19 protein-coding genes are annotated in these 16,694 nt (G+C 63.9%); 4 read left to right on the top strand and 15 right to left on the bottom strand.

Translation table 11 applies throughout. The features are described 5' to 3' along the window. Nucleotide 1: 1 nt before the first annotated feature. The 12 genes from VOI22_RS12610 to VOI22_RS12555 form a co-directional block, all read right to left on the bottom strand. Nucleotides 2–394, bottom strand: a complete 393-nt coding sequence (locus tag VOI22_RS12610; protein WP_323796820.1) for a phage tail terminator-like protein — start codon at nt 392–394, stop codon at nt 2–4. 11 nt (nt 395–405) lie between these two features. Further along, nucleotides 406–768 carry a hypothetical protein gene (locus VOI22_RS12605; protein ID WP_323796819.1) on the bottom strand — a complete coding sequence of 121 codons (363 nt, stop codon included), beginning with the start codon at nt 766–768 and terminating at the stop codon, nt 406–408. Continuing rightward, nucleotides 765–1,235 carry a DnaT-like ssDNA-binding protein gene (locus tag VOI22_RS12600; RefSeq protein ID WP_323796818.1) on the bottom strand — a complete coding sequence of 157 codons (471 nt, stop codon included), beginning with the start codon at nt 1,233–1,235 and terminating at the stop codon, nt 765–767. The genes VOI22_RS12605 and VOI22_RS12600 overlap by 4 nt, the downstream gene beginning before the upstream one ends. Beyond that, on the bottom strand, nt 1,232–1,507 hold the full coding sequence (locus VOI22_RS12595) for a hypothetical protein (RefSeq protein WP_323796817.1): 276 nt from the start codon (nt 1,505–1,507) through the stop codon (nt 1,232–1,234). Before VOI22_RS12595 ends, VOI22_RS12600 begins: the two co-directional genes overlap by 4 nt. A 120-nt stretch (nt 1,508–1,627) precedes the next feature. Further along, complete coding sequence (locus VOI22_RS12590; RefSeq protein WP_323796816.1) at nt 1,628–2,779, bottom strand: P22 phage major capsid protein family protein; 1,152 nt, start codon at nt 2,777–2,779, stop codon at nt 1,628–1,630. A gap of 127 nt (nt 2,780–2,906) precedes the next feature. Then, nucleotides 2,907–3,536, bottom strand: coding sequence for a hypothetical protein (locus tag VOI22_RS12585; protein ID WP_323796815.1), 630 nt, complete (start codon nt 3,534–3,536; stop codon nt 2,907–2,909). A gap of 88 nt (nt 3,537–3,624) precedes the next feature. Then, the gene (locus VOI22_RS12580) at nt 3,625–4,428 is read right to left on the bottom strand and encodes a protein phosphatase CheZ (protein ID WP_323796814.1); all 804 of its coding nucleotides are present in this window, start codon (nt 4,426–4,428) and stop codon (nt 3,625–3,627) included. Nucleotides 4,429–4,543: 115 nt separating this feature from the next. Next, nucleotides 4,544–5,749, bottom strand: a complete 1,206-nt coding sequence (locus VOI22_RS12575) for a DUF4055 domain-containing protein (protein ID WP_323796813.1) — start codon at nt 5,747–5,749, stop codon at nt 4,544–4,546. Between the two features lie 23 nt (nt 5,750–5,772). Further along, nucleotides 5,773–6,474, bottom strand: a complete 702-nt coding sequence (locus tag VOI22_RS12570) for a peptidoglycan-binding domain-containing protein (RefSeq protein ID WP_323796812.1) — start codon at nt 6,472–6,474, stop codon at nt 5,773–5,775. 88 nt (nt 6,475–6,562) lie between these two features. Then, nucleotides 6,563–7,822, bottom strand: coding sequence for a DNA-packaging protein (locus tag VOI22_RS12565; protein ID WP_323796811.1), 1,260 nt, complete (start codon nt 7,820–7,822; stop codon nt 6,563–6,565). Beyond that, the gene (locus VOI22_RS12560) at nt 7,788–8,270 is read right to left on the bottom strand and encodes a hypothetical protein (RefSeq protein WP_323796810.1); all 483 of its coding nucleotides are present in this window, start codon (nt 8,268–8,270) and stop codon (nt 7,788–7,790) included. Before VOI22_RS12560 ends, VOI22_RS12565 begins: the two co-directional genes overlap by 35 nt. A gap of 203 nt (nt 8,271–8,473) precedes the next feature. Further along, the gene (locus tag VOI22_RS12555) at nt 8,474–8,890 is read right to left on the bottom strand and encodes a DUF6362 family protein (RefSeq protein WP_323796809.1); all 417 of its coding nucleotides are present in this window, start codon (nt 8,888–8,890) and stop codon (nt 8,474–8,476) included. Between the two features lie 226 nt (nt 8,891–9,116). Here VOI22_RS12555 and VOI22_RS12550 point away from each other — a divergent pair, with 226 nt between their 5' ends. Both VOI22_RS12550 and VOI22_RS12545 read left to right on the top strand, forming a co-directional pair. After that, a complete protein-coding gene (locus VOI22_RS12550; RefSeq protein ID WP_323796808.1) occupies nt 9,117–9,839 on the top strand; it encodes a S24 family peptidase in 723 nt (240 codons plus the stop codon). Between the two features lie 79 nt (nt 9,840–9,918). Beyond that, on the top strand, nt 9,919–10,329 hold the full coding sequence (locus VOI22_RS12545; protein WP_323796807.1) for a YbaN family protein: 411 nt from the start codon (nt 9,919–9,921) through the stop codon (nt 10,327–10,329). Between the two features lie 21 nt (nt 10,330–10,350). Here VOI22_RS12545 and VOI22_RS12540 read toward each other — a convergent pair whose 3' ends face one another. Beyond that, nucleotides 10,351–10,866, bottom strand: a complete 516-nt coding sequence (locus VOI22_RS12540) for a copper chaperone PCu(A)C (RefSeq protein WP_323796806.1) — start codon at nt 10,864–10,866, stop codon at nt 10,351–10,353. Between the two features lie 68 nt (nt 10,867–10,934). Beyond that, complete coding sequence (locus VOI22_RS12535) at nt 10,935–11,357, bottom strand: DUF2946 family protein (protein WP_323796805.1); 423 nt, start codon at nt 11,355–11,357, stop codon at nt 10,935–10,937. A 70-nt stretch (nt 11,358–11,427) separates the two neighbouring features. On the opposite strand from VOI22_RS12535, the gene VOI22_RS12530 reads away from it, so the two are divergent. Together VOI22_RS12530 and VOI22_RS12525 are read left to right on the top strand one after the other, a co-directional pair. Then, entirely contained in the window at nt 11,428–12,810 is a 1,383-nt protein-coding gene (locus VOI22_RS12530) for a class I SAM-dependent RNA methyltransferase (RefSeq protein ID WP_323796804.1), read from the top strand. 5 nt (nt 12,811–12,815) lie between these two features. Beyond that, nucleotides 12,816–13,052, top strand: a complete 237-nt coding sequence (locus tag VOI22_RS12525) for a ribbon-helix-helix domain-containing protein (protein WP_028467630.1) — start codon at nt 12,816–12,818, stop codon at nt 13,050–13,052. Here VOI22_RS12525 and VOI22_RS12520 read toward each other — a convergent pair. Then, nucleotides 13,038–16,625 carry an AsmA family protein gene (locus VOI22_RS12520; protein WP_323796803.1) on the bottom strand — a complete coding sequence of 1,196 codons (3,588 nt, stop codon included), beginning with the start codon at nt 16,623–16,625 and terminating at the stop codon, nt 13,038–13,040. The two genes, VOI22_RS12525 and VOI22_RS12520, sit on opposite strands and share 15 nt — an antisense overlap. Between the last annotated feature and the right edge of the window lie 69 nt (nt 16,626–16,694).

The raw sequence follows: 16,694 nt of genomic DNA, 5'->3' as shown, positions 1-16,694 counted from the left end.
TTCAGTGGATTTCGTCGCGCCAGAACGGGATGGCCACGGCTGCCCGGTAGGAGCCGTCGATATCCTCGTCCTCGGTTATTTCCGGCGGGAGCAGAACGTGACCGGCGATCAGCGCACCGTCGAACAGGGTGGCGGCGGCATCGGCGAGAATGCTCGCTTGCTGGGCACCGCCACCGAGCGGGGTGAAGCAGTAGATCAGGATGCGGCCCCGGTAACGGTGCAGCGCCGGGCTGCCGAGCGCGGCTTGTTCCGTCTGTTCGTGCAGGATCATCAGCTTCACCCAGCGTCCGTCCCCGGGCGGGGTGAAGGCGACATTCTCGAAGGCGGTCGGGGTGAGCAGCCAGTTGGCGCCGAAAAAGCTCTCGACCGCGCGCCGGGCACTGGTGAAGGACATCTCTAATCTCCTCAGCGCCTGACGAGCAGGCGGAACAGCAGGGGTTCGGTGCCGGTGGCGATGGTGGTGACATTGACGACGTCGTGCGCCGTACCGTCGATCCGGAGCAGGTCGCCCGGTGTGGGGCGGGTACCGGAAAGGTCCTCCCCGGCGACGGTGACCAGCAGGTCGCCGTTCTGCACCAGCCCGCCGACAAAGGCCGCCGAGATGCTTTCGACGATGCCCAGCAATGGATGATCGGACGGCGTCCCGGTGACGCTGCCGGAGGCCGGGTCGTAACTGGCGGCCTCGGTCTTGCTGAGAACCATCGGGGCGCCGTAGCGGGTGATCAGCCGGGCTGCGACGCCCGAAAGGGATGAGCCGAGCGGGGTCATGCGCGTATCACCTCATGGCTGGCGGCTGATCGCAGTAGCGGCTTCAGCAGCAGATCGATCAATGGATAGGAACGGCCGGACACGGCGTCGGGCATGTAGTCGACCTCGACCGGCCCGACCTTTTCCCGCAGTACCTTCCCGCCCCGCTCCAGTGGCGGTGCCAGATCGCCGGCTAGCGCGATCAGCGCCAGCTCGGCGGTGGCGTGCTCGATGCGGCGCGGAATGCCGGAAAGGGACCGGCCCTCGCTGTCCACCGCATCCCGCCTAGGCCAGGACAGCGGCTGACCCGGATCGGCGATGCGGCCCCGGAAGGCGTAGCTACCGTCGATATAGGCGGTGGCCTGCAATAATGCCGCCTCCCGGGCGACCGACGGCGCTGCCGCCCATCCCGCCGCATTGCGGGCGGCGAAATAGGCATCCGCGTCCGCGACCGCGAGATAGGTGTCTTCGCCGACCGCGAGGCTCATTTCCGCCTCCCCCGGCGGTGCCGTTTGCCGGGCCGCTGTGTTCCCGAAGGGATGGTCGGGGCAGGCGGCAGTGCTGGCGCGGGGGTGGACTGGCAGGTTGCGGATTGGCAGGGCGGGGGCTGCACTTCCGGATCATCGTTCGTCAGCAGCCAGTTGCTGAACCGGCCGTCTTTCTCGTGGATGTAATCCGCCCGGTTCGCGAGCAGGCGCTGCTCGCCGTAGCGGTGCTGCAGCGTGACGGTCGGCAACAAGTCGGCTTCAGGCTCGGACATGGAACGGCCCCTTCGGTCTGGCGGATGCTGAATAAAAATGCGGCCCGGGCTCCGGCGGACGGAGACCCGGGCCAGGCAGGGGAGGCAGGGGAGGCGGCGTGCAGGCGGCGCGTGCAGGCGCTAGCCGGCGATGCGGACGGCAAGTTCCGGGCGCACCAGTTTCACGCCCCACAACACATCGAATTCCCAGACGGTCTGCTTGTACTGGCGCGAAATTTCGAGCCGCAGCGAGATGCCCGTCTCGGCATCGGTCATCGAGAGGATCTGGTTGCCGAGGGAGAGGTCCTGGGTGCCGGCGGTGAGCGGCCGCATGGCCAGCGCGAAGGCGTCCCGGTGAAAGGCCAGATTGACCACATGGCTCGGCGTGACGGTCACCGCCGCATCGGCGGCGACGTCCGCTTTCAGAGCGGGATTGATCGCAACGGAGACGCCGATGCCATCGAGCACCGCGTCCGCTGTCACCGCGTAGCTCTGGGCGTGTCCGGCGAAGCTGACGATATCGCCTGCTTTCAGGGTCGGGCTGCCTACATCGGATTTCAGGGCGATACTTGTTGCCCCGGTGCTCGCCACATTGGCGGTGATGGTGAAGCTGCCGCTGTCGCTGGCCGTGCCGGCGGAATGGGTCAGCACGCCGTCATCGGCATACCACTCAATCCCGAACTTGCGGCCGATCTCACCGTCGATCTTCACCGAGGCGGAGCCGACTTTCTCCGCGTCGGAGAAGGGTGCCAAGGCTAGCGCGTTGGCCTCGGCATCGAAATCCAGCACGGCCCGCCGGTCGCCGCGCGGGGCGAGCTGCTTGTTCAGCAGCTTCCGGGCGGAGGTTGCGTCGGACACGTCGGAGCCGAAAGGCGTCACGCCTGCCGCGCCGACAAGGCCGAAGACGCCCTTGTACTCGGCATGAACGGAGGCGTTGACCGCATTGGCCAGCGCCCGGATCGCTTCGCTCATCTGCATCGGCACGAAGTTTTCGTTCCGGTCGATCTCCATGACTTCCTTGTCCGTCAAGTAGAAGCCCGCCTTCTTCCACTTGTCGAGAGGCACCTGGACCTTGGAGATGGTGATGTCGTCCGGCTGCGGGGCGGCGTTCGACGGAGTGACGTCGCTCGCCGTGATGGCGCTTGGCAGAGGTACGTCCACCGTGTCGCCCTTGCGGGCGGCGTCGTTCGAATAGTCCGCGTTCACCAGCCGCGGCATGATTGCCTGCTCGCGCAGGGCCAGCAGTCCACGGGCCAGGATTTTAGGCATGATTTCGGTCATGGCATTTGCCATTTCGAAGGCTCCTCGATGTGTGAAAAGGCGTGTTCGTGCCGTGCTGCCCGGCCCGCGCGCAGCACAAAGCGCCGCCGGCCATCCCAGCCGCCGGTTGTGTCAGATCAGGTAATTCGAATTAGTTGGGTTAGCGGGAGACCCGCACCCGGCCGCTGGCGATGGCGGCGATATTGCGGTCGAGCGCGTTCTGGTCGCTCATCGCGATGACATTCTCGCTGCCGCCTGCCTGGCCAAGGCTGGGGGCGCCGCTGCCGCCGCGAGCGGGCAGCTCGAAGGCCCGACCATAGACCGGGCTGGCCTGCAACTCCCGCACCAGGTCGCGGGGGGTGAGCGGTGTGCCGTCTTCCGGGTTTTCCGCCGGGGCATCGCCCTCGCCGCGGATCGTTACCGAGATGCCGGCCTCGCTCTCGGCCAGGATCAGCCGGGGTACGATGACCGGCAGAAGCAACTCGGCGATACCGTGCTCTGCATGGATTGCGGCACGGGCCTCGGCGGCGATCAGGGCGGCTTCCAGTTTTACCTGGGTCAGGGACGCTTCGCCTTCCTGTCCCGCGCGCTGTTCGCTCCCCAGACGGTCGAGTTCAGCTTTCAGCTCACGCCGTGCGGCGCGTTCCTTTTCCAGCGCGGATTTCAGGCCGGAGACGTCTTCCACGCCGTCGGCATCAAGGCGGTAACGGCCATCGTCCGTTTCGACATAGAAGGCGCGAACCGCTTCCGGGACGGCGTCGAGAGAGTCAGTTTCGGCGGGCAAGGGCATGGCTGTGCTCCAGTGACGAAAATAAAGGCGGAAACGAAAAACGCCCCGCTGAGCGGGGCGTTTTGGAAAAGTCCTGGAAGGAAAAGCGTCAGTCGAACAGGGCGTCGATTTCGTCCTGCGAGATCGCCTGGCCTTCCGCCATCGGGCCGCTCAGGGTCAAGTCCTCGTCCTTGCGGGTGATGTCCTTCGGCAGCGGCATGGTCTGGAATTCGCGGATATCCCAGGTCGCCATCATCGCGTCGACCCGTTCCTCGATATAATTGAGAACCTTGATCACCTTGTTGATGCGCTGGCCGGTCAGATCCTGGAAGTTACAGGCTTCGTATATCCCCGTGATCAGATCCGCGATGTCGCCAAGGCGCGAATTTGCATACTCGTCTGTGGTGACGGTCAGGAGGTCGGCGATGACTTCCTCGATTTTCTCGGCGGAGTTCATGATCCCGTCGGTCGCGGTCTCGGTCTGGCGCACGATCTCGCTGAGCTCCTCCGTCGCGGACTCGAACTTGTCCTCGTTCGACAACGGGTGGCGCAGGGCGGCAATCTCGACCTTTGTTGCCTGGATACGGCCGGCGATCTCGGAGATTTCGGTCCGGATCTCCTCGATTTTTTGATCCTGTTTGCCGACGTTTTCTGCTGCTGCGGCTGCTGCCGTTGCTTCGGCGGCTCCCGGTTCAGCTGGGTGCCCGTCGATTTTGCGTTCCAGAGCGCGGATCGCCTCCATGACTTCGGACAGATCGACCTCGGCGGCGGTGACGACACTCTCGGCAACCAGAGCATTCCTGGCGCCATTGGCGTTTTTGCCGCTGAGATTGCTTTTGGCACCATTCTTCGCACCCGCATTGGGTGCGCGGCGCGATTCGATGCTGTACGGCGTTTTCATATACCTAGGCAAAGCGCTACTCCTCTAACTCGCCCAAGTAATACCCGAATGAGGTTATCAATCGGTAAAGACGATTTCATTGCAGGGCAATGCCACTGCAATCATTGGGTTGCAACGGGTTTCCTGATCAACTGGTCGGGAGATCGGACGATTCCTTGCCATGCAGTGCGACCCGTCCCGCCTCGCTCCTTGGAACGCCGAGCCAGTCCGCCATAAAGCCGAATGCGGTGGTCAACCCGTCCTCGACGGCATGAATCAGGCCGAGCAGGGATGTGGTGTTTTCCGCCGCGTCGATGGCCCGCGCCGTCGCCGTTGTCGATCCGGCCCCGCCGCGCCGGGTCATGAGATCGAGACCCATGACCGCCATACGATCCTCCAGATCGATCAGGTCCTGCCGGCCGGCGGCGATGGCGGCGCCGCTATGCTCGACGAACCGCAGATCCGCGCTTTCTCCTTCGCCGGTGACGATCCGGTTGGGCCCAAGCGCCAGGCCGTCCTCGGGCAGGGTCAGATTGCGCCCGAACAGGATCGGCACCCGGGCCACATGCAGGATGTGGCGCTGATCGCTTGCCGATTGCCAGTGCGCCAGATTGAGCCAGGCCAGATCCATCAGTGGCGGGTGCGCCGTCATGAAGCCTGCCCGGTTGGCATAGATGGTGACAAGCGGGATGCAGTCGAGGCTGCTGTCCCCGGCATCGTCACGATGCCACGGGCCGAGACCGTCGGCATCGCGCTGCCAGATTTCAAAGTGGCCGGGATAGAGCACCCGGATCTGGCGTTCGGTCTTGTCTTCCCATGTGCCGGATGTCCGGTTCACGGTCTCCCGAATGCGGACCCGCGTCAGGGCGCTGCCGATGCCGCTCTCCTGGCCGCGCCAGCCGATCAGGTCCGGCGCCTGTATATGAACGAGATAGGGCCGGGCGGTATCCTTTCCTCCCTCTCCGATCCGGGGATGGTCGACCAGAATATGCGTGAGGCCATCGGTCAATGCAGCCTGCATCACATCGCGGGCGAACACTGTGAGGTTGCGGCCGCCCAGATCGACATTGTCCGCCAGCGCCGTCAGGGCGTCCGGCGGCGTGCCGGTCAGACTGGCAGGCCGGTGGAACGGTTTTCCGAGCAGGGTCTGGATCGTGCGCTGTAATCCGTTGAACAGCACGCTCCGGTTCAGCCGGATTGTATAGGCTTCTCGTGTCTCTCCGGGCTCCCGGGGCAGCCATTTCTCTCCGCGCTGCCGCATGATGCGGGTGCCGCCGAGCAGGTCGTGGATCAGCTCCCAATCGGTGGCCATATCCTGATAGGCGGCATTCGGTGTTGCGACGTCGGAACTCATTTTTTGGCCTTTCTGCGGTATACTTATCCGTCATGCCTGAGCCAGAGTTCCCGGCAGCCGGCATAGTTTAGCTGTTCCGGCGTCAGCCCCCCGACAGGTCGGGTTTCCGCTGCGACGAGGGACCAGATGGCGTCTGGAACCGGGCTGTGCGGCTGCTCCGAGGACGTCAGCCGTCCTTGTTCGGTCAGCCATTTCAGGCCGTGAAAATGGACCCGGACACGCTGTGTTCCGGTACTGCGGTCTTCCGGTGCCGGAAACCTGATCAGGAAGCGGTGCCTGTCGAAAACCCGTTCGGCCAGGGCTGCCAGCCGCCGCCCCAGGACGGCATTGCCCTGGTAGCCCAGGCTGCGCAATTTCGTGGTCATCACCCCGAGGACCTGCTCGCCGCAGCGGGGCGGAACATACAGAGTAGGCGTGCCGGTCACGGCGCGCAGACCGGCGAGGACAGGGGCCGTTGTTTCCCGCAGGCACTGGAATGTCACGGAGGCCGGCGAGATCACCGCGCGGATATCGTCACCGGCGTCGTCGAGCAGGCCGAATTCCTCCTGAAAACGGTTGATGGCATCCAGCAGCGCATCGCTGGCGACGCCATCGATCCCGCCTGGCCAGTAGGGTTGCCCGAACAGGTCCTTGATATGGGCGAGCAGGGCCTGAACGAGAGCTATATCGTGCGGTTGCCCGGTACCGGGCCCGACGCTTGTTTCGAGGTACGCGATTACAGGCATCTCCCACCTCCCCAAGTGGTTGGCCCCAAGTGGTTGGCCTCAAGTGGCTGGCTCAAAGGCCAAGCGTTCAGGTTCGGTTCGATTGGGCTCAAACCAGGAATTGCCCGGTCTGAGTCCGGTTTCGGCTCAGCAAAAGTTCTGTCAGGGCCCAGACAAGCGCATCCACCCGGTCGGGTGAGCCATTGCCGCCCGATGCTCCGGTGAAGCTGCACATCTGATCCTCAAGCAAATCAAGGCGGCCGACATGATGGACGCGGCCCTGTTCGTAGAGGGCTGCAACCGGCTCGGCCCGGGTCTGTTTGCCGCGGCTGGCACGAACCAGACGCAGGGGGACGGACGGATCGACACTGCGCAGCACCTGCTCCACCATGTCTCCTCCCTGATTGACCTCGGCGACGATGCGATCCGCTGCATGCCGGTGATAGGCGTCGATGGCGCGGACCGCCCAGTCGTTCGGGGCAAGCCGTCCGGAAAGATCCTCCAGTACAAAAGCGGTCTCGGCGGCGCGTCCGGCGACCAGGATGCCGGTCTCGTTCGAGGCGGAATGGTGGCTTGCCGCCGGATCGATGGCGACCACGATGCGGTCCAGAGCGGGTTGTTCTCCCGGGGCCAAGCGGGCGGCTTCCAGCCGCTCCCGGCGCCACAATGCACCCGGCACATCGGTCAGGAATTCACCGTCGAGTTCCTGCCGTCCAAGCCGGGTGCCGCCATAGGCACTTTCCATGGCGGCCAGGAAACCCGGGGCAAGGTTGAGACGGTTCTCCGTGCTGCGGCCCCGGGTCAGCACTGTGCCGTCAGCCTCCGCGATACGCTTCAGCCAGTCCTTCGGACGCGGTGTTGTGGTTGCAATGCATTGCGGCCGGGTGCCGAGCCGCAGGGCCATCATCAGGTTGTGCCAGGCTTCGGGCTGGGGCCAGGCGGCAATTTCGTCGGCCCAGGCCATGTCGAACTGATGTCCGCGCACCTGGTCCGGATCGTCGGCCGAGAGCAAGGTCGCGATGCTGCCGGACTTCCAGGTCAACCGGCGCTTCGATGGCTCGTAGTGTGGCCGTTCCCATGGCGGGGCAATGGCCAGCAGGCCGCTTTCGCCTTCGACCATGACGTCGCGGACATCACCGGCGGTGGCCCCAATGACGGCTGCGCGCTGGCAGCGGCCGCTTTCGAGCGCGGCTCTGATCCATTCGGAGCCGGTCCGGGTTTTCCCGAATCCGCGCCCGGCCAAGATCAGCCAGACACGCCAGTCGCCGGCCGGCGGCAGTTGTTTCTCGCGCGCCCAGAACGGCCAGTCGTATAGCAGAAGGGCGGCTTCGGCGTCACTGATCCCGCTCAGGAACCGGGTCCGTTCCATCGGACTCATCATCCGGCACGGTTGCGGGTGGAGACAGGGCTTTGAGGCGGGCGGCGAGTTTTTCCTTGGCTCCTTTGAGGTGGCGCTCCAGGTCTTCTGATCCGGCATCTCGGCCCTCCCGGAAAGTTTCCGGGCGGTGTGCCCGCAATAGGAACATCAGGAGCGAGTCGGAATATTTCCGGACCGTCCCGCAGATCCTGCCTTGATGGAAACGCGGTTGTTCCACGCCCTCGACGGCCCGGCTTCGGGCCTCGGCCTCAAGCAGGTCGACCGCCATGTCCAGTGCGTCGTCCCAGGCATCGGCGAAGGCCTGATCCTGGCGCCTTATCTGATAGGCATTGCTGCGATCGAGCCGCGCCTTGCGGGCGGCTTCACTGACATTTCCTGTTTCGGCGAGAGCTTTCAGAAAATGCCGCTTCTTGCGTGTCCGGGCTGCGGATTCGGCCATGCGTTTCACCCAATAAAAAAGGCGCCCTGCGGGGTGTTCCCACAAGGCGCCGACGATAGAATAGTATTTAGCCGATTTTATAAACCTTGTAAAGCGGTTTTTTCCGATAGAGCGTCATTTGTATGTATGTTGACTTAGGGGATATTCGCAATTAATCCATTAAAATCAACATATTGATGTTTCGATTAATCGGAAAAAACCGATTAATCGGGCCTGCGAAAAACGTGCGGCGGGGGTGTCTTTCGAAGCCGGTCGCGGATTGCGGCCAGTCCCCGGTCCTCTATCCGGCGCAGCGTGACGTGACTGCGCCCGTCAATATCCTCCAGTTTTCGCCAGGCGACGCCGCAAGCCCGGGCCCAGACCACGATCCGTTGCTCCTGATCGCAGGCGAACATCCAGCCGAGGCTTTCATCAAGCCGGTCGATGGCCGCCGGGCTTGGTGATGCCGGCCGTGTTCTTCCCGGTGACATTTCATGCGCAAAGCTGTTTTGCGCCACATCCGGCCATGCTGTGAGCCGGGCTTTGCCATATGCCCGTGGCAATCGGTGCAAAGTGTCCGCTGCTTCTTTCAGGTAGTGTTTGATCCATTTTGGATCCGGCACAATCTGCGTGCTCGTCATTGACTCCCTCCAATCGGAACCGATCAGCGTCGCGATGAACAGGCGTCGTTAAAGATGTGGGCGTGGCTTTTCTGCGCTGAAAGCGTTAAGTTGCGACGAGATCGGATTTTCCCGGTCAAAAAATTCCTTTGCCACTGACGCTTAGGTTGTTCTAGGCGAAAGATTAAAATTCGGCAATAGGAAAAAAACTCTTGATCATCCGATTGTGGAAGTTTAGGTTCCGGTTATGAAGCTCGATCTCCAGCGAAAGCGCATCCTGGAATTGGTGGCGCATCGTGATCCGCCGACGGATCTGAAGAAGGCCTCGCTGGCTTGTGGCAAGAATCACGCCTACTTGCATCAATTCATCAATCGGGGAACGCCACGGAAGTTGCCGGAGGACGTGCGGTATGCGCTGGCCCGGCATCTCGGCGTCGACGAGGCTGTTCTGCGGCCGGAGCAGGGGGCGGCATCTCCGCCTTCTCCGGCGCGCCGGATCGGCCCTTCAGCGATCATGCCGCCTTTTTCCGGCTCCGGGTCTGTCGATCCGGCGGGGGTCGTCGCGGTTCCGGAAGTCCGGATTTCCGCATCGGCCGGTGGCGGCGCCAATCTCGAACAGGAGCCGGGCGGCAACGACTGGTATTTCGACGCGGGCTGGCTTCGGTATGAGCTGCGGGCATCGGCCCGGGATCTCCGGGTGATTTCCATCGACGGCGATTCCATGGAGCCGGTGCTGTATTCCGGCGACAAGGTGATGATCGATCTCAGCCGCACCGCCCCTTCGCCGCCGGGTATTTTCGTACTGCATGACGGTATCGGTCTGGTTGCCAAGCAGCTCGAATATATTCCCAACAGCGACCCGCCACGGGTGCTGATCCGCTCGGAAAGCCCGCGATATCAGGATTACGAACGGACGATTGAAGAAGTGAATATAGTCGGCCGCGTGATATGGTTCGCCCGGCGCCTCTAGGAAAATGCCAGGCCCGAACTAATTTTTAACGGGTCGGTACCATAATCGGCGCGCGAGCCAGAACGCGCGGAGACGAGAGTTGAGCGAAACCCCGAAAACCATATGCGGCCCTTGGCGCTATGTGCTGCTTTGCGTCGGCATGCTTTGCACAGTGCTGGGTGTTGCCGGTATCGTGCTGCCGGGATTGCCGGGGACGCTGTTTCTGCTGATTGCGGTCTGGGCTTTTTCCCGCTCTTCCGAACGGTTCCATCTCTGGCTCTACAACCATCCGCATTTCGGCAGCGGCGTGCGCGCCTGGCATGAGCATGGGGTGATCCCGCCGCGGGCCAAGATCGCCGCCGTGACGATGATCGGCTTTTCCTTCGCGCTGCTCTGGGGCTTTGTGCTGGAGGACTGGCGACTGGCGGCGGCGACCGGTGTCACTCTGGCGCTTGTCGCGACCTGGATCGCGACCCGTCCGGGAACGATCAGGCAGGAAGATCCCGCCTGACCGCTTCCCGCGCAAGGCGGATCAGTTCTTTTTCATGCCGTGACCATGTTTCATGCCCATGTTCCCGGCGCCCGCCCCGACGGCCTTGACCATGACGTTGATCTTTACCGAACCGGACTTCTCGAAGGTCAGGGTCAGCGGGAACATCTCGCCTTCCACCAGCGGTGCCTTCAGGCCGATCATCATGACGTGAAAGCTACCGGGCTCCAGCATAGCATGGCCGTGCGCCGGGACCGTGATAGGGCCGCTCGGCCGCATTTTCATCACCCCGTTCTCATGCAGATGGGTGTGCAGCTCGACCCGGCTGGCAACGTCGCCGGACGCTGCCATCAGGCGGTCATCCGCCCCGCCATGATTTTCGAGTTTCATGAAGGCGGCGCCGTTCTTGGCGCGGCCGGGTGTGGCCCGGGCCCAGGGATGTTCGACCGTGATGTCGCCCACCTTGAACTCTTCGGCTGAGGCAATGCCGCCGAACAGGGGCAGGGTAACGATGGCGAGTGCGGCGAACCGCGTGGCGATTTTTGCAAACTGGATCATTGATCTGTCTTTCAATTTTTGGGGCGCGGCGTCAGTGACGCCGCTTGTCTTCAAGCTGAATTGAAAGCTCAGGCGGGAGGGGCCCGGGGATTGCGGAACCGGGTGAAACTCTGACGATCGGCCTGATATAGCCCCGTCGCGAGATGGCTAGCCGCGGAGATCCGCCCGGCCGTGTCCGGATTGCCGGAAGGCATGGTCGTGGCCGCTGCCACGCCGCAGAGCGTGCAATGATTGCAATCGGGTGCGTTTTCCTGCTGGCTGTCTTTCCGGCCGCCGGCAGCATCATCGATGGCGCCAAGGCAGAGTTCGGCGAGGTCCGCCGTAAGGCTGCCCGGAGGCGTCGCAGTGAGGGCGGCGGAGGCACCGAGCGTGAACCCGGCCTGTGTCAGCAGAGCCAGAATGCCAAAAACAGCCGCAATCATCCGACGCCGGGCATGGCTGTGTCCCGCCGGATTCCGCAGTTCGGTTGTTGTCAGCGTGGCATGTCGCATGTCATCACCATAGCAGGCGCCGCCGGAAGTGGTTAGGCGCCATACGTCGCATGCAGAAAGGGCGCGCTTTATGGGCCGAGGACGGCAGAGAAGCAAGCGGGGCCGGCCGGCACAACGGCCGGCACAACGTCGGGGATATCCAGCGAATACGCCGCTCCTCGAAGTTGTGGTCGAGCGGCTTGGCGGGCGCGGCGACGGGTTGGCCCAGGCTGAGATCAAGACCGGCTATGTCAGCGAGACCCGTCCGCTTTTCATTCCCTTTGCCTTGCCCGGCGAGCGGGTCCGGGTGCGCCCGGTGTCCGACCGTGGCGAGGGCGTGGCCTGCGATCTGATCGAGCTGGTGGAGCCGGCTCCGGAACGGGTCGATCCGGCCTGCGAGCATTTCATGATCTGCGGCGGTTGCGCCGTGCAGCATCTGGAGACTGGCGCTTATCAGGCCTGGAAGCGGGATCAGGTGACGCAATATCTTGGCCGCGCCGGCCTCGGGTCGGTGCCGGTCGCGGCGCTGCGGACCTGCGCGCCCGGCGCCCGGCGCAGGGCCGATTTCGTGCTCCGCATGACCGGCAAGAAACTGGTCGCCGGTTTTCATGAACGCGGCAGCAACCGGATTGTCGAGATCCGCGAATGTCCGGTCCTGCGGCCGGCCGTCTTCGCCCTGATGGCGCCGCTGCGGCAGCTTTTCGCCGATGTGCTGGAGTCCGGGCAATCCGTCGATTGCGTGGTGAACGAGCTGGATAACGGGCTTGATCTGCTGCTCCGCCTGCCGGACCACCCCGATCTCGATTTCCGCGAGCGGCTCGCGGCCTTCGCCGAAGAGCAGGATTTGACCCGGCTCTCCTATCATGCCGAGGGCGACACTCTGCCGGACCCGGTGCCGCTGGCCCAGCGCCGCACGCCGACGATCAAGTTCGGTCCGGTTTCCGTGGCGCCGCCGCCTGGCGCTTTTCTGCAGGCGACGGTGGATGGCGAGGCGGCGATTCAGCAGCTGGTCCGCGAAGGTACCGACGGCGCCCGCTCTGTGCTCGATCTTTATGCCGGATGCGGCACCCTGTGCCTTGCGCTGGACGGAACGGCGGAGCGGCTCGCGGTGGAAGGCGATGATAGTCTGCTCGCGGCGATCCGGTCTGGCGCCGATGCGGCCAGGCTCGGCGGCCGTGTCCGGACCGAGCGGCGCGACCTGACCCAGCGCCCCTTTGCCGGAAAGGAACTCGGCAAGTTCGATGCTGTGGTGCTTGATCCGCCCCGCGCCGGCGCCCGGGAGCAGGCGGTCGCGCTGGCGGAATCGAAGGTGCAGCGGATCGTCTATGTGTCCTGCAATCCGGCGACTTTTGCCCGGGACGCACGGACGCTGGTGGATGGCGGTTACGACTGCGTTGAGGTCACCCCGATCGACCAGTTTCTCTGGACGCCGCATATCGAGCTTGTTGCCCATTTCGTTCGGCGTGACGGGTGATCGGGATGCCGGACCCGGCGCGCATACGCAAAAGGACCGTGACGGTCTCCGGCCATGTCACCTCCGTATCGCTGGAAGAGGCGTTCTGGGATGTGTTGAAGGAGATTGCCGCTGCCAGGGATCTCTCGATCAACGGTCTCGTCTCCGAGGTGGATGCAACGCGCAGCGGCAATCTTTCAAGTGCGCTGCGCGTGTTCGTTCTGTCTGAACTGCTGACCGGAAAACCGTCAGTTCCCGAGTAACCCTTTCAGCACGCCGCGCAGCGCCTTTTGCGGATCGATCTTCTCGACCGGTTGGCTCGGCGCGGAATCGGGTGTCGTTGTGGTTGTGCCGTCGCTGCTGCTGTCCGGGCTCTTGTTGAACTGCCTGAGGATACCGCGCTCGATTACCCGCTGCAGGACGAAAGTCTGCAGCTTGTTGGCATCGAGGATTTTGCGCGGATTGTCGAGTGGCCCGGTGAGCCGCAGGCCGATGGGCGGCGAGTTCGGATGCTCGCTGAGCCAGAACTGGGTGCGGACATCCATTTCCTGCGGCGGCAGATTGACGACGGCGGTGCCGCGGCCCTCGGCGGCCTTCGACTTGAGCGAGATGTCTTCCGACTGCAGCACTCCGTTGGTGATCTTGTAGCTCGCGGTCAGGCTTTCGAACGGTGTCGTGCCGCCCTGCATGGCCCTCTGGGCCAGCACCAGGAAATCGACGGAGCGGTCGAGCTGCTTCAACTGCTCGCTTACCGCAGGCAGGTCGAAGCCTTCGACGCTGCCGTTGACCACTTTCACGGCGCCGCTGCCCTGCAGTCCGGAAACCAATGCGTATTCGCTGCGGCCTTTGGTGTTCAGGCTGGTTTCATAATCCAGGGTGCCGGTGACCTGGGGCGCGCCGGTCGCAGCGGAGGCCGCGGCCTGTTTCACATCGGCGTTCTTGATGGCGAGGGTGAGGCCGGCCGATGGCGTGGCGCCGTGTTTCAGGGAGGCCGTGCCGTTCAGGGTGCCGCCGAACAGACCGGAGGTCAGGCGGGATACGGTCAATGCGCCATTCTCCAGCGCTGCGGCCAGGTCCAGCTTGTCCAGCTCATAGGCGCCGTAGAGAACCTTTTCCGCCTTCAGGCTGATATTCGCATCGGCGGCGAGCAGTCCCGATGTGTCGATCGACTCCCGCGACCATGTCCGTGAGCTGCTTTTCACCGGCACAACCGGGGCAACGCCGCCGGCGGGTGCGGCACTACCCTTGGGCAGCCAGGGGTCAATGGCAATGGTGCCTGATTCAGCGGCGAACGTCAGTTTCGGGCGCGGTCCGGTGAGGGCGAGCGAGGCCGTCCCTGTCAGCGAGATCGGTCCAAGACCGAGCCGCAGGCCGTTGATTTTCAGAGTATCGGTATTGCCTTCCAGGCGGCTTACCAGGGTTGCCGGACCAAGATCGCGCTTGGTCGGGGCGTAACCTGGCGAAAACCCGCGTATCAGGGCAACCACATCCGGATGAGCATAGCGCGTGTCGAGTGCAAGCGCCGTCTGCTCGGGACCGGGAGCGATCGTCCCCTTCAGGCCGAGCTGGCCGCCGCCGAGATCCATCGTCGCGTCGACGCCATAGGCGCCGTCCGGCGCCGACATCACGGTCGCCGCAAGCGCCAGGGAGCCGAGCGTAACGTCCTTCGGGACCGCACCGGGAGACAGGGTCGCCGCGAGCTTGTCCACGCTCGGATGTTGCAGCTTGAGCGCCAGATCGACATTCAGCGGTTGCGCCAGCGGGTGCAGGATGCCTTTGACCGAAGCCGTCGCGCCGGCTGCTTTTGCCGTCGCATCGATGGTCAGGGCGGACAGGTCGCCGAGGATGCTGCCGGTCAGTGTGGCGCCGCCGATACGTTGCAGCGTCTCGCTCGGCTCAATGCCGGCGAGGCGTGCCAGACGGGTCACCGACTTGGCATCGATCTGGAACTCCAGTTTCGTATTCGGGTCCGACACCGCCCCGGCGAGGGAGCCGCTCAGAGTGACCTTCGCACCGCCGAGGTCGGCGATGGCGAGCTTGCTGACGGAGAGTGCTCCGTTCTGGATGCGTGCCTCAAGCTGACCGCCGATAATCGGGGTCTTGCGCACCGTGATTTCGTCAAACCCGATACGGATATTCGCATCGAAACTGTTCAGGGCAACCGCAGCCTGTTCCATCGGGGAGGGGCCGGACGACGCGGGTTTGCCGGATGCGGCGGGCGTTGTCTTTCCCGCCTGATCTTCCGGGGGCAGATAGGCATCCAGATTGATCTTGCCGAGATCCAGCGCCAGACCGAAGGCCGGACGGTCCCGCAGAAGCAGGGTAAGGCCGCCCCGGACCCGGGTGTTGTCGAGATCCATGGTCCAGTCGGTCAGCTGGATCTGTTCCGGGCTTGCCGAAATGTTGGCGCCGAGGCTGCCCTTGCGCAGCCGGTCGGCGGCAATAGAGTCGATTTCGATATCGAGCCAGCCGAGCGTTCCGCGCAGATTGTCTGAAACGAAGTCGGCACGGCCGGTGAATTGCGGGCTGCCGCTTGCGCTTTTCAAGGTGCCGGAAAGGCTGAGGTCGGAGCCTCCGGGCATTTGCGCGCTGAACACTTTCAGCACTGCCGCCCCATTGGCGAGCGAGGCCTCGAGCCGAGGCTGGCGAATGACCCCGCCGCGATAATCGACGGCATCGGCTGTCAGAACCAGATCCGCATTGATCCCGGCCGGGAGGGCGAAATTCGCAGTGGCTGTGTTTGCGGGGGCCGGTGTGGCGGCGGGTGTAGCTCCGCCAGCTTCTTTGCCGCTGGCCAGTGCTGCCAGCACGTCATCCAGCACGAACCGTTCCAGGGCCAGTCTCGCGTCGACGTCTATGCCGCCAGCGAGAAGGGCCGTTACGGCACCTTTCGCGGAGAGTCCGCCCGCGCTCAGGGCAAGCTCATCGAGAACAGCGCGCTCGGCGGAGGCTTCCAGTTTTGCCGACAGCTTGAACGGTCCGGCCAGCGCGGCCGGAAGACTGTCGGTGCCCGTGCCGAGCGGGGCCAGTGTCGCGCCGGCGGCGGCAAGATCCTTGCCGGTGGCGCCGATGGTGCCCATCAGCCGCGGCATGTCGCCAAGCACGAGGGTGCCGCTATAGCTCAGCTCCGCCGCCTTGTTACCGAGGGTGACGATGGTCTCCAGCGGTGTCGCGTGGCCGGCGTCGATTGTGCCGGTCGCGGCGGACAGCGTGATCGGGATGTCCTTGTAGGTGAAATCGCCTGTCAGCTTGAAGGGGCCGTTCAGGCTGCTGGCACTGAGGGCGACATCCAGGCTGGCAACGCTATGTGTTTCTCCCGTTGCGTGATCGAAAAAGGAGATGCGGCCGTTCGCGATGGTAGCGCCATCGAGGCTGAAATCGATATCCCCTCCGCTGTCAGCGCTTGTGTTCCCGGCGGAGCCCGCCGTCTCTTCCGGCTTGCTGGCGGGGGTGCTGAATGTCCAGTTGTTGCGGCCGTCCGGAAACTGCTCAAGCGCGACAACCGGGTCTTTCAGGGTGACGGACGCCACCTTGACCTTGCCGCTCAGTAGCGGCGCGAGTGCGACATGGATTTGCAGCGCGCCCGCCGAAACGAAGGTGTCGGCGCTGCCGCCCTCGACATTTGCGAGCTTCAGCTTTTCAACCGACAGCCGGGGGGCCGGGAGCACCTGGAAACTGATATCGCCGTCAATTTCGAGCCGGCGGCCGGTCTGTTCCTCGACGGTCCGGGTGATCTCGGCCTTGTAACTGTTCCAGTCGACAAAACTGGGCCCGACAAGGACGACAACGCCCAGAACGACAATCAGCGCCAGAACCGTGAGAACCAGTTTCTTCACAGTGGTCTCCAATTGGTGCCGTCCATGGGGAGACGGTGCCGGGTTGATGCAGAGTACGGTAGCAATATG

The organism is Nisaea sp. (assembly GCF_034670185.1).
In the GTDB taxonomy this organism is placed as follows: domain Bacteria; phylum Pseudomonadota; class Alphaproteobacteria; order Thalassobaculales; family Thalassobaculaceae; genus Nisaea.
The sequence above is the reverse complement of the archived record's forward strand: the minus strand, read 5'-3'. Positions and strand labels throughout refer to the sequence as shown.

Coding starts and splice junctions, on each gene's coding strand:
- VOI22_RS12550 (WP_323796808.1), top strand. CDS start 9,117: ATGAAGCTCGATCTCCAGCGAAAGCGCATCCTGGAATTGGTGGCGCAT.
- VOI22_RS12585 (WP_323796815.1), bottom strand. CDS start 3,536: ATGCCCTTGCCCGCCGAAACTGACTCTCTCGACGCCGTCCCGGAAGCG.
- VOI22_RS12525 (WP_028467630.1), top strand. CDS start 12,816: ATGCCGGACCCGGCGCGCATACGCAAAAGGACCGTGACGGTCTCCGGC.
- VOI22_RS12555 (WP_323796809.1), bottom strand. CDS start 8,890: ATGACGAGCACGCAGATTGTGCCGGATCCAAAATGGATCAAACACTAC.
- VOI22_RS12540 (WP_323796806.1), bottom strand. CDS start 10,866: ATGATCCAGTTTGCAAAAATCGCCACGCGGTTCGCCGCACTCGCCATC.
- VOI22_RS12565 (WP_323796811.1), bottom strand. CDS start 7,822: ATGGAACGGACCCGGTTCCTGAGCGGGATCAGTGACGCCGAAGCCGCC.
- VOI22_RS12610 (WP_323796820.1), bottom strand. CDS start 394: ATGTCCTTCACCAGTGCCCGGCGCGCGGTCGAGAGCTTTTTCGGCGCC.
- VOI22_RS12575 (WP_323796813.1), bottom strand. CDS start 5,749: ATGAGTTCCGACGTCGCAACACCGAATGCCGCCTATCAGGATATGGCC.
- VOI22_RS12570 (WP_323796812.1), bottom strand. CDS start 6,474: ATGCCTGTAATCGCGTACCTCGAAACAAGCGTCGGGCCCGGTACCGGG.
- VOI22_RS12560 (WP_323796810.1), bottom strand. CDS start 8,270: ATGGCCGAATCCGCAGCCCGGACACGCAAGAAGCGGCATTTTCTGAAA.
- VOI22_RS12590 (WP_323796816.1), bottom strand. CDS start 2,779: ATGGCAAATGCCATGACCGAAATCATGCCTAAAATCCTGGCCCGTGGA.
- VOI22_RS12595 (WP_323796817.1), bottom strand. CDS start 1,507: ATGTCCGAGCCTGAAGCCGACTTGTTGCCGACCGTCACGCTGCAGCAC.
- VOI22_RS12530 (WP_323796804.1), top strand. CDS start 11,428: ATGGGCCGAGGACGGCAGAGAAGCAAGCGGGGCCGGCCGGCACAACGG.
- VOI22_RS12600 (WP_323796818.1), bottom strand. CDS start 1,235: ATGAGCCTCGCGGTCGGCGAAGACACCTATCTCGCGGTCGCGGACGCG.
- VOI22_RS12605 (WP_323796819.1), bottom strand. CDS start 768: ATGACCCCGCTCGGCTCATCCCTTTCGGGCGTCGCAGCCCGGCTGATC.
- VOI22_RS12535 (WP_323796805.1), bottom strand. CDS start 11,357: ATGCGACATGCCACGCTGACAACAACCGAACTGCGGAATCCGGCGGGA.